9 protein-coding genes are annotated in these 11,767 nt (G+C 60.1%); 4 read left to right on the top strand and 5 right to left on the bottom strand.

The features are described 5' to 3' along the window. Positions 1–49: 49 nt before the first annotated feature. The 3 genes from VFN25_RS01160 to VFN25_RS01150 all read right to left on the bottom strand — a co-directional run bounded on the left by VFN25_RS01160 (position 50) and on the right by VFN25_RS01150 (position 4,553). Positions 50–2,218, bottom strand: coding sequence for a tetratricopeptide repeat protein (locus VFN25_RS01160; protein ID WP_325137934.1), 2,169 nt, complete (start codon positions 2,216–2,218; stop codon positions 50–52). A gap of 263 nt (positions 2,219–2,481) precedes the next feature. Continuing rightward, entirely contained in the window at positions 2,482–3,978 is a 1,497-nt protein-coding gene (locus tag VFN25_RS01155; RefSeq protein WP_325137932.1) for a pyridoxal phosphate-dependent decarboxylase family protein, read from the bottom strand. Then, the gene (locus VFN25_RS01150; protein ID WP_325137930.1) at positions 3,975–4,553 is read right to left on the bottom strand and encodes a hypothetical protein; all 579 of its coding nucleotides are present in this window, start codon (positions 4,551–4,553) and stop codon (positions 3,975–3,977) included. Before VFN25_RS01150 ends, VFN25_RS01155 begins: the two co-directional genes overlap by 4 nt. Before the next feature lie 199 nt (positions 4,554–4,752). Between VFN25_RS01150 and VFN25_RS01145 the strand changes: the two genes are divergently transcribed. From VFN25_RS01145 to ybaL, 3 genes are all read left to right on the top strand, one after another. After that, a complete protein-coding gene (locus VFN25_RS01145; protein ID WP_325137928.1) occupies positions 4,753–6,156 on the top strand; it encodes a hypothetical protein in 1,404 nt (467 codons plus the stop codon). A gap of 79 nt (positions 6,157–6,235) precedes the next feature. Beyond that, positions 6,236–7,333, top strand: a complete 1,098-nt coding sequence (locus VFN25_RS01140; protein ID WP_325137925.1) for a PA0069 family radical SAM protein — start codon at positions 6,236–6,238, stop codon at positions 7,331–7,333. Positions 7,334–7,696: 363 nt separating this feature from the next. Beyond that, positions 7,697–9,457, top strand: coding sequence for a YbaL family putative K(+) efflux transporter (ybaL, locus tag VFN25_RS01135; protein ID WP_325137923.1), 1,761 nt, complete (start codon positions 7,697–7,699; stop codon positions 9,455–9,457). A gap of 52 nt (positions 9,458–9,509) precedes the next feature. Here ybaL and VFN25_RS01130 read toward each other — a convergent pair whose 3' ends face one another. Beyond that, positions 9,510–10,040, bottom strand: coding sequence for a YybH family protein (locus VFN25_RS01130; RefSeq protein ID WP_325137921.1), 531 nt, complete (start codon positions 10,038–10,040; stop codon positions 9,510–9,512). 18 nt (positions 10,041–10,058) lie between these two features. Beyond that, positions 10,059–10,877, bottom strand: a complete 819-nt coding sequence (locus tag VFN25_RS01125) for a c-type cytochrome (protein WP_325137919.1) — start codon at positions 10,875–10,877, stop codon at positions 10,059–10,061. Between the two features lie 300 nt (positions 10,878–11,177). Here VFN25_RS01125 and VFN25_RS01120 point away from each other — a divergent pair, with 300 nt between their 5' ends. After that, positions 11,178–11,756, top strand: a complete 579-nt coding sequence (locus VFN25_RS01120) for an aminodeoxychorismate/anthranilate synthase component II (RefSeq protein WP_325137917.1) — start codon at positions 11,178–11,180, stop codon at positions 11,754–11,756. The last annotated feature ends 11 nt before the right edge of the window (positions 11,757–11,767 follow it).

Genomic DNA, 11,767 nt, shown 5'->3' with positions numbered 1-11,767 from the left:
GAGCGAGCGAATCCAGACGAGGACTATTCAACCAGTCAGTTTTGACCGATCAACCGCCGCGATCTTGCGATATTTCTTCGCGCGCCGCGGCAAACTCATCGGCCATGCGCTGTTGCATCGCGCGCATTTCAGGGAGCTTCTGCAAGGGCGCCAGGCGCGGATCGTAAAGCAGTTGCCAGCGTTCCCGGTAACCCTTGTCATAGGCCGCGTTCAACGCTACCACGGCGGCCTGGGTGTCGCCGTCATGCATGGCCACCATGGCTTCGACCATGTAGCGCTGCATGGCATTTCCACCATGCTCGATGACCATCGATGAGGCATCTTGCAGAGGCTGACTCCAGCGCTCCGCCTCCTTCGTCTCGCCAAGCTGTTGCAGCGCAACTACCAGCAGGCTGGCCGGATCCATCAAATCGAAATGGCTCTCCAATTGTTCGGGACTACCCGCGGCCCGACCAAGCCATTCGACCGCGCGTCTCGGATTTCCTGCGCGCAATTCGATGACGCCACCCAAGGTCAAGGCCTTGCTGTTGTTGATGCTGTAGGGGCTCTGGGCAATCCTGACAATTGTCTCCTCCATCGCCGGCAGCAACTGCGTGCCGCCACTGCTGAACGCGATCCTCTGCACCGTGGTGTGGCGATCCTGGGTATCTTCAGGCAGGCGGTTCGCCAACGCCGCCGCGGCATCAAAATCCTCGATCTGCAACAGCACACGCAACATGGCATGAATGTTCGCGGGGCCATCGGGATCCGTGGCCAACGCTTTTCTGGCCGCACGCATGGCTTCGACATAACGCCGCTCGGAGAGCTCCATACCGGATACCGCCCGTAGCAATGACGCCTCGTTCGGTGTGATCGCGAGCACCCGCTGCAACAACTCTCGCGCACCTTGCCGATCACCGCTGTTGGCCATCATTTCGGCCAGATTGACATTGATTACCGGCTCCAGCGGATTGAGCTCAACCGCCTTCATCAGCACTTCACGGCGTTTGTCGACCTGACCCATGTTGGCGTACACGGTCGCCAGCCACATCGGTGCCATTTCATAGTGCGGGTCAAGACTCATCGCCTGCTCGAGGCTGTTTTGCGCGGCCTTGTACTGGCCGGCGGTCATGCGCAGCAAGCCCAGCGACGCCCAGGCCTCACCCGATTTCGGGCGCAATACCACCGCATTGACCGCCGCCGGCTCAGCCAACTGGATCGCCTCCTGCTCGGAACGCCGACCGTAGCCCGCCTGCAACAGGTAGGTGTCGGCCAGCCCGGACCAGGCACGAGCAAAATCGGGATCGAGTTCGACTGCCTTGCGGAACAGTGATTCTGCGCGCTGCAGTGAATCCGCCGTTCGCTGACGCCACGCCTGCCTGCCCTGCAGATAGGCCTGCAAGGCTTCCGAGTTGGTGGTGTCCGCTTCTGTCGGCGCTTGCGCAACCACACCCTTGATGCGCGAGGACAATTCGTCGGCGATGGCCACGGCGACCTCATCCTGCAGGGCAAACAGATCCTGATCGGAACGCTCGTAAGTATCACTCCAGACATGAAAGCCATTTCGCGTATCAATCAACTGCGCGGTGACTCGCACACGACCTTCGGCCTTGCGCAGGGATCCCTCCAGCAACCAGCGAACGCCGAGCTGTCGACCCAGCGCGCGCATATCCTGGGCGAGACCGCGCAAGGCAAACGACGAGGTTCGTGCGGCCACCTGCAGACTGTCGTTGCGGGCCAGCCGATCAAGCAGTTCTTCGGCAATGCCATCGGCGAGGAAGCCCTGATCCGCGCCGGGACTGAGGTCATTGAACGGCAGCACGCCAATCGAGTTCGGTGGTGCCATGTTTGCTGCCGAGTCGGCGCTCGTGCTGGCGTCGGCCAGACGCGACTGGGTCGGTGCGTAGACACCATAGAGCCACCAGGCGACGCCAGCTACGGCGAGCAGGACTGTAGCGACGGCGAAAGCTGCCCCGGCGGCTCCCGCAACGCCATGCTCGCGCGTGATGCCACGCCGCGACACATCGAAAAACCACGAAAGCACCAATACCACTGGAAAGCCGAGAACCACACCAAGCACGGTCCAGGTCATCGCCCACGGCGGCAGGTTCAGCGGTTCGAAGGTGACCTCCGCGGCTTGCAGCACGACCCAGCCGACCACCGCATAGGTAATCCCCGCGCGCACCACGCGGCGGCGCTTCAGTTCTTCCCAGGTATCACGTAGCAGCGAGCGTTCCATCCGGTTCCTGCTTGCGAGAGGCTTTCATGGTGGCATGGGCGATCAATCGATACGAACCCGGGCGCGCCATCCTGCGAGGATGTGCGGCCACAATGACTCACACGAAAACCAGATGCCTGCGCTTTCGCCCGGCCAGCCAATCAGAAGGAATGGTACACCGGCACCCTGGATGGTTGTGCCTTGCGCATTGCCGGCATGACCTGCAAGAAGTCGTTTGCATCGCGTCGAAATCGGCCATCAATATGACGACACGATCGACGGGTTCAGATTGCCTTCGTTTGCGCTTGCTTGATGCTGCCTTTGTCGGCAGTTCGGTCAGGTGCTTCGGCGATCAACTGGGCTGTTGTTTCAGCCAGATGCTGCACACAGGTCTCCATCTCGGCACGACGCGTGCGAAAGCTCAGCACGCAGACACGACCAAGGAAGCGCTCGCCAACCATGGCACCGCTCAACATTACTCGACCACGATCGGTGACCCGATCCATCAGCGCGCGTGTTGCAGCGTTCTGCGCGTGCAGCGAGTCCAGCTCATCACTTTCGATGTGGAATGCAAACAATGACAGTTGCGGCATGGCGTCCATGACGATGCCGGGAATTTGCGCGACTTGGGCGGCTGCCCAGACTGCCAGTTCACGCTTCTCGGCCAGTGCGGCACGAAAACGTGCCGTGCCAAACAGCTTCAGCGAGAGCCAGATCCGCAAGCCGGGAAAGCCACGCGACAAGTCCGGCCCGTATTGCGCGGGATCGTAGAACGCGTTCTGGTTTTCCGGCAGATAGCCGGCCGTCGAGGAGTGCAACGCGCGCAACGCCTCTCCGTCACGCACGAGCAGGGCACCGGTGCCATAGGGCATGAACAAGCCCTTGTGTGGGTCGAGGGTCAGCGAGTCGGCACGCGACAAGCCGTCGAGCAAGGGCCTAAGCGCCGGCACCATGTGGAAGAAGCCGCCATAGGCACCGTCGACGTGATGCCACAGATGCTCGCGAACAGCCAGATCAGCCACTGCGTTGATCGGATCGACCGCGCCGGTGTTGGTTGTGCCGGCCGTTGAAAAAACCATGAACGGCTCGAGACCCAATGCTCGATCGTCGGCAATGGCACGTTCAAGCAAATCCACGCGCAGGCGAAAATCGTCATCCACATCGATGATTCGAACGCGATCATGCGCGATCCCGGCCAGCTTCGCGGCCTTGACGATGCAGTGATGCGATTGCGAGGACACATACAGGACACCCGCGCGAATATCGTTGCCGAGCAGCTTCTCGCGCGCGCAGGCAATCGCATTGAACATCGCCATCGAGCCACCGGTGGTGAACAGCCCGCGGGCGCTGGCCGGAAACTGCATCCATTCGCGCAACCAGTCGAGCACGTTCGCCTCCAGTTGCACCAAAGCGGGTGCCGCCTGCCAGACACCGGTGTAGCGGTTGGTCGTATCGGCGATGAAGTCGGCCAGGGCCGCCGGGTAGACGCCGCCGCCCGGGATGTAGGCCATGTAGCCCGGCCCCGGCGCATTGAACGAGCGCGGAATCCACTCGTCGAACAAGGGATCCAGCAGGGCCTCCAGCGAGCTGCCCTGCTCGGGTGCAGATTCCTGCATCGAGCGACACAGCGATTCGATTTCGGAGAAATCACCGCAACTCGGCGCTTGATGCAGTGCGCCCAGATGGGCCACCGCACGCGTTACCACAAGCTCGCCCATGGCCTGCATCTCGGTCGCTGACAGTTCGAGGTTCGCCAGATCGTTGTTTGCGTTCTCGTTCATCCTTGTCTCTCTTGCTTCGTGTTGCCAGCGACAGAGCTGTGCATGGAATTGCTGCTATTGCCCGTATGCGCTGGCGATGTAGGTTGCACCTGCAGATCAGGTGTCGTCGTGTTGACGAACTTCGGGTTTGCGAATAGTGCGGCGCTCACGCAGATGCCGATCAGAATCTTCGCAGATGCAGTGCTGTAGTTGCGCACTTCGAAGCCGCGCACGACGACCCGATCCACGTCTCCCAGCGTGATCAAACCCCATTGACCACCCGGTATCGGCAATTTGGCTCCGTCGAGTATGGGCTGTTCGTCGGGATACGTCTCGGCCACGATCGTAGCGCCGCGCGCACGAACCACAAACTCCGCACCGACTCGATCAGCGGCGACCTGCAGATGCCGCCACGGTGAGTGCACGGTATCGACATTCGCATCATTGCAAATGGTCACAACGTAACGAATCACGCCCGAACGGATCTCGAAACGCGCTTGCAGGATCGTCTCGCCCGGAATCGGACAGACCCAAGTCGCACAAGACGATGATGTAATCGCTATGACGACAATCCAGGTGAAACAACGGGGTTTCATGGCGACCTTGAATGGATCTTGAGATCGACCGCGATTCCCTGCGGACAAGTGAGCGGCCTTCACTCTTCAATGCCGCAATCGATCCAGACGATACGGATATAGTTATAATCTTGTCTGTGCGCAACCGATCCTGAGGGGAACCGCGCCTCGTCATTTGTCAGCAACGCCAGCTGGAAGGAAATCGATCATGAGTAGACGGATGCCCCTCATTGCGAAGGCTGCAGCATTGTTCACCGGACTTTTGGCTTGCATTTCGGCCAGCGCAGGAACTCCGGCCGCCACACTTTTGAAGTCGTTCCCACAGGTCCCCGAGCAATTCTTCTGGAACCTCAAACCCAAGGTCGGTCGCGCATCCAATGCGTTTCATAACATGGTTCCATCACTCTATTTCACTCTCGGTAGCGGCAATCCAGGGTCGTACCAACTCTGGGTCTCCGATGGCACCCCGCAAGGAACACATCCAGCCGCACCAAACCTGCTTGAACTCGCATCCATCCAGCTTGCTTCCCCAACTGGCGGCGCTTACTTCACCGCATACGACGCCGATGGGCTGCTGCAGATCTTTCACACCGACGGGCCGGAATCCAGCGCCCGTGTACTTACCCAGCAGCCAATCGCCGCACATGGTTCCCTGAAAGGCGTCTTGGGCAATAGCGCAATTTTCTGGCGTGCCGGACAAAACGGACAAGCCGCCATCTGGCGTGTGGACGGTACAAGCGGGGTGGAATCCTTGCTCGGGCAGTTGCCGGGCACAAGCAATGAAATCGCGACGGCGAGCGACCACATCATCGCGCCTTCTCTATCGACAGCCAGTGATGATCACATCACCAGCTTTTCAGATGACGGTGCCTCGATGGCTGACCTTCCGGTGCCACCACCCAGCCCCGTCTGGGACTATCCTCATCGCATCGCGACTGGCCCCCGGATCGCCTGTTTCAAGGCGTTTACCCACTATGCCTCGGGCAATGTAGTCCAGGAACTCTACTGTACCGATGGCACGCCCGATGGCACTCAGCGCCCCGCACTGTCAGCCGAAGGTGTGGGTGTCCGACTGATGGATTCAGTCATTTTCCACCCACTGCGTGACAAATTTCTGATGAATGGCGTTTTAGCGTCACCCTCCGGCCTCCCATGGATTACTGACGGGACGTACGATGGGACGTTTCCGATTATTGACGCACCGGCGTTGGGCTGGTGGCCATGTTCCAGCAATCGATTCGGAGACATGTATTTTGTCTCGACCAGCGGCAACGGCCAATCGACCTTGTGGGTAACCGATGGTAATCAAGAGGGAACGCATTTGGTCGTCGAACTTCCGGCCCACACCTCGTCATGCGCTTTTCGCGGCACATCGAGCTCTTCCAGCAGTCTGGCCTACCTGCAGATTGGAACGACCCTAATGCAAACCGATGGTATGGAGGCAGGCACGATACCGGTTGTCGGCGCACCGACGCTGCTTGCCGGCGGGGGGAGTCAGCAGTCGCCGTTCGGCATCAATGCATTGGGACGCTGGCTGGTTTTCTTTGCGCCAGTCTCCGCGAATGAAGGAGGTCTTTGGCGGCTGGATCTCGACCCGATATTCGCGGATGGTGTCGACAACTGAACCCGTTTGACTCATGCATGAAGCTTGATGCAGACAGGAAAGTCTCCGAGGATGAAGCATCACGGCCCATAATCCACCCATGGCCACGCACGATCTCCATGACCTGACCCGCCCGACCCGCATCAAGGGTCGCGGTGCGGGCAGCAATCGCGAGGGTCGCTTCGAAGGTTTGGCGAAGACGGTTGAGGATGATGGCTGGTATCGCGAAGACGAAGGCACACCGCGGCCGCCGACGCGGGTATCGATTGAAACGGCCCGATCAATCATCAGTCGCAACGAATCGCCCGATCTGCCGTTCTCGCAATCGATCAATCCTTATCGCGGGTGTGAGCACGGTTGCAATTACTGCTACGCGCGGCCGACCCATTCCTATCTGAATCTTTCACCCGGGCTCGATTTTGAAACGAAGTTGTTTGCCAAGACCAATGCCGCCGAGCGTCTGCGTGTGGAACTGGCCAAGCCCGGCTATGTCTGCGAACCGATCACGCTTGGTGCGAACACTGATTGCTACCAGCCGATCGAGCGCGAGTACCGCATCACGCGCGAGATCATCGAAGTGCTGCACGCCTGCGATCATCCGCTGACGATCATCACCAAGAATGCAATGGTCGAACGTGATCTCGATCTGCTCGCGCCGATGGCGATGAAGAATCTCGTCCAGGTTTTCGTCTCGATCAATGCGCTCGACAACCGCCTTGCCAGCACTCTGGAGCCGCGCGCGACCGCGCCGCATCGGCGCCTGCAGGTGATTGGCAATCTGCATGCGGCAGGCGTGCCATGTGGCGTGCTGGTTGCGCCGATTATTCCGGCGGTCACCGACATGTATCTGGAGCAGGTGCTGGAGCAAGCCGCCGCGCTTGGTGCGCGCATCGCCGGCTACACCGTGCTGCGCCTGCCACATGAGCTCAAGGATCTGTTCCGTGAGTGGCTCGATCTGCATGTGCCCGATCGCGCCGAGCACGTCATGAGCCTGATCCGGCAGATGCGCGGTGGTCGCGACAACGATGCGCGCTTTGGTTCACGCATGCGCGGCGAAGGTGTTTATGCCGATTTGTTCAGCCAACGTTTCCGACTGGCTTGTCGGAAATTCGGGCTGGGTCGATCCCGCGAACTGACGCTTGATGTGTCGCGATTCGTCGCTCCGCGCAAGCCCGGCCCGCAGGGGGAGTTGTTTTGATCGGGCCGGGCTCGTCAGCACCGAGGCAGAGACCAAATGCTTCTTCTGGCCCAAAGCAAGGGGCGCTGGGCCCCTGCCTTCGCAGGGGCGACGGAGTTTTGGGAGTTGCGGCTTGCTGGGCCTGATACTGATTGCTGATTGCCGGGTTACGGCGTTAGGTCGTTCGAATCGGAAATTCATCGACGATCCTGAATCTCCCACTTGCCGGTTGCGTATGCGAAGGTTGGTTTGAGCCCAACGGAAGTCCATCAGGAATCCGCGGCCCTCCTCCCGCCAGCGCGAATCGCCACGCCGCGCGCAGCGATGACGCATGAACCACTTGCTATATAGTGAAAACCACGCGCTCGCCTTCGAGGTTCAACTTTGCACGACACTCCACTGATCGCGATGCTCGTTGGCGGAATCTGTCTCGCCTTCGTGTTTGGCATGATCGCGCAGAAGCTGCGCTTGTCGCCGTTGTTCGGCTACCTCGTCGCCGGCACCGTCGCCGGTCCGTTCACGCCGGGATTTGTCGCGGACGCGGGGATCGCCCAGCAGCTTTCCGAAATCGGCGTGATCCTGATCATGTTCGGCGTGGGTTTGCATTTCTCGATTGGTGATCTGTGGTCGGTGCGCAAGATCGTCTTGCCGGGTGCGCTCTTTCAGGTTCTCGTCGCCACCAGTCTTGGCCTGTTGCTTGGCTGGCTGATGGGCTGGCCGTGGGGATCGAGTCTGATTTTCGGCGTCTGTCTGTCGGTAGCCAGTACGGTTGTGCTACTGCGCGCACTCGAAGAGCGCCGTCTGCTCGAAACCCGACGTGGCCGCATCGCCATCGGCTGGCTGATCGTCGAGGACTTGCTGATGGTGCTGGTGCTGGTCATGCTGCCGCCACTGGCCGGCTTGCTCGGCGGCGATTCGGCCGAGGGCCAATCGGCCAGCGGCGCCGAGATCATGAACGCACTCGGCTGGACGCTCGGCAAGGTCACCGTATTCATCGTATTGATGCTGGCGATTGGTCGGCGGGTTATTCCGTGGGTGCTCGAACGCACCGCCGGTGTGGGCTCGCGCGAGCTGTTCACGCTCGCCGTGCTCGCAATCGCACTCGGCGTGGCCTATGTGGCGACTGCAATTTTCTCGGTGTCTTTCGCGCTGGGCGCATTTCTTGCCGGGGTCATGCTCAACGAATCCAAGCTCAGCCATCAGGCCGCCAGTGATTCGCTGCCGATGCGCGATGCTTTCGCCGTGCTGTTTTTTGTTTCCGTCGGCATGCTGTTCGATCCGCACATCCTGATCGAGCAACCACTGGCGATCCTGGCAACCTTCCTGATCATCGTGCTCGGCAACTCGTTCTGCGGCTTCATCGTCACCCGCGTCTTCCGCGAACCGTTGCAAACCCAGTTGACTCTCGGCACCGGCCTCGCCCAGATCGGCGAGTTTTCGTTCATCCTGGCCGCTCTTGGCGTCAGCCTCGGTTTGCTCAGCGAAGACGCGCGCAACCTGATTCTCGCGGCGGCTCTGCTCTCGATCATCGTCAACCCGATGCTGTTCGTCCTGCTCGATCGCTGGAATGCCCAGAATGAAGCAGAAATCCGCGTCGCCGCGGAAAGCGATTCCGAGATCGACGAAGACGACCAACTGCCCGATCGGGCCTCGATTCCGGCATCCAACCACATCATCCTGATCGGCTTTGGTCAGGTCGGCTCACGGGTTGGCCGCGCCTTGCAGGAGCACGGCATGCCCCTGGTGCTGATCGAGTCCAATCGTGACTATTGCGACGATGCGCGCGAGATCGGCATTCCAACCATCCTCGGCAATGCCGTCTCCACGGATGTCCTCGACGATGCCAATCTCGGCAGCGCGCGCGCCTTGTTGCTGACGATTTCGCAATCGCTCGAAGCCGGCGTGATCATCCGTCACGCCCGCGAGACGAATCCGGGGCTGGCCATTCTTGCTCGTGCCCACTCAAGCGAAGAAGTCGCCTATCTGCACAAGGCCGGCGCGGATGCGACGATCATGGGCGAAAGCGAAATTGCACGCAGCATGTGCGATTCGGTCGAATCACTGGTACGACTGGCGCAGCGACTCGAAGCCGCCAACCGCCCGCCGCCGGATCTCGATGCGCAAGCCGGCGTGCAGCCGACCTGACAAAATCGGCGCAACCACTTGCGCGGGTTCCGCCTTGCGAGATTTGCGCCGCTCAGGACTTCGGGCGCGACGACCAATGGATGTGGACGATGCGCCAGTCATCGCCGACCTGTTTCAGGATCATCGATTCGGTACTCAGCAGGGTCAGCGGCTTGTCGCCTTTCTGCGTATGGATTTCACTTTCGCTGCCGACCCAAACGAGGTCGCCGCTGCGCCTGGCGGTTCGCTGCATCAGCTGGACGTGTGCATCCTTGAGAAATTTCGCGTCGGCAAGCGCATGGTGGCCGAGGTACTGCTTCCGACTGCGCTCGGCCCCGCCGCTTTCAAGAATCAGCACGTCCGGATCAAGCAGGACTTCGACGGTTTTCAGATCTCCGGCATGTAGCGCGTTGTTGAAGCGGTCGGCGGTTGCCGTAGCCGCTCGCGCGTCGGCTGGCACGTTGATGGAAGGCATGCCTTCTGCTTGCGCCGGTTCATGCGTGTGCGCTTTGGCTGTCGATCCGGCTTTGGGAGCGTCAGCCTGTGAGGTGCCGGCAAATACGAGCGCGACAACCGAAAGCGTCGCCACCATAGTCTTTTTCATCTTCATGAATCGCTCTCCTCAGTGTTGCTGGTCTTTGTGGTCTGCGGTCTTTGCCGGATGGCTTTCAACGGTGCCATCGGCATGCATATGCGTGGTCATGGTCGCAGCATCCGTCTTTTCGCCGGAGCTTGCAGCGTGCTCATGGGCGTGCGTCCCAGCTTTGTCGTGATCATGACCGCGCGTGTCCTCGTCATGATCGACCGCCTCGCCCGATTCGTGGGAATGATCCATTTCTTCATCGTCGTGCACATCATTCATGTCGCCGCCGCCGTGCGCTTCTTCATGATGATCGTGATGATCGCTCTCGCCGCCGCCGTGCGAATGTCCGCCACTGCGCGCGACCATGTCGTCATACCTTGCGTCATCCAGCGTCGGCAGCACTTGCAGGAACGCCGCCATGTTCCAGATGTAGACATCGTCCATGCTTTTGCCCCATGCCGGCATGCCCGAAGCCTTGATGCCGTGCTTGATCACCCAGAATGCCTGCGCGACATCGACCGACACTTTGCTCAGATTGGGCGGTGCCGGATAGAGTCCCTTGCTCAGCTCTGATTCCTCCATGCCGGGCGCCAGATGGCAGCCAACACACATCGCGTTGTAGTTGCCGGCCCCCTGGATCGCCTTGGCCGGATCGGAAAGATCGGGCAACCTCAGTTTCGATGCACGCCGGTCAATGGAACGTTCGCGCAGGGTTTCAAGGAGTGCGTAAGTCGCCTTGGTGTGTGGATCATCAGCACCGATGTTGTACAGCCCGGACCAGACGAACAAGCCAGTGCCAAGCGCCAGCAAGGCGAGAATGAATACGGCGATTGTCAGCTTTCCTGCATGGGGTTTCATGAAATGTCTTTCCTGGTCAGAACGAATAGCGCGCGCCAACATACCGCTGGCTGATCCTCGCGCACGGAGTCGGCCATGTTGCCAAAATTCACGACGCCATGTATCGGCAGATCTTGCTGGCTTCACGCCACGCCTGATGCGGACCCGGCTGCCTGCCAATCGTGAACGGATTCCGTGCGATCCGGCGTCGCAGAGGCCATGCGGGCAAGGGCAATCATGGAGCCGCCAAGCGTTCACCTATACAATCGTCGGCCGCTTCCGCTGGCATCGTGCCCGGATCGATTGCTCCCGGGTCTTGCCATGTTGTTGATGATCGACAATTACGACAGCTTCACGTTCAATCTTGTGCAGTATTTCGGTGAACTCGGGGAGGATGTGAAGGTTATCCGCAACGATGATCTGAGTGTCAGCGAAATTGCCGCGCTTGGTCCTTCTTCGATCGTCATCTCGCCGGGGCCGTGCACCCCGAATGAAGCCGGCGTCTCTTTGGAGGTGCTGGAAATGCTGTCGGCCAAGGTACCGATCCTTGGCGTCTGCCTGGGCCACCAGTCAATCGGTCAGGCTTTCGGCGGCAAGGTTGTACGGGCGAAGCAAATCATGCACGGCAAGACTTCCATGATTCATCACAACAGCGTCGGCGTCTTTCGCGGCTTGCCGAGTCCGTTCGAGGCGACGCGCTATCACTCGCTGGTTGTTGAGCAGGAGTCGCTGCCGGATTGTCTCGAAGTGACCGCATGGACCAATAATCCCGACAATACGCGCGACGAGATCATGGGCTTGCGCCATCGCGAACTTCCCGTTGAGGGCGTGCAGTTTCATCCGGAGTCGATTCTGACCCGACACGGCCACGACATGTTGCGCAATTTTCTTGAGCGATGATTGACAGCCAT

Source organism: Dokdonella sp. (genome assembly GCF_035703485.1).
Classification (GTDB): domain Bacteria; phylum Pseudomonadota; class Gammaproteobacteria; order Xanthomonadales; family Rhodanobacteraceae; genus Dokdonella.
This window is presented reverse-complemented; position numbering and strand designations above follow the sequence as displayed.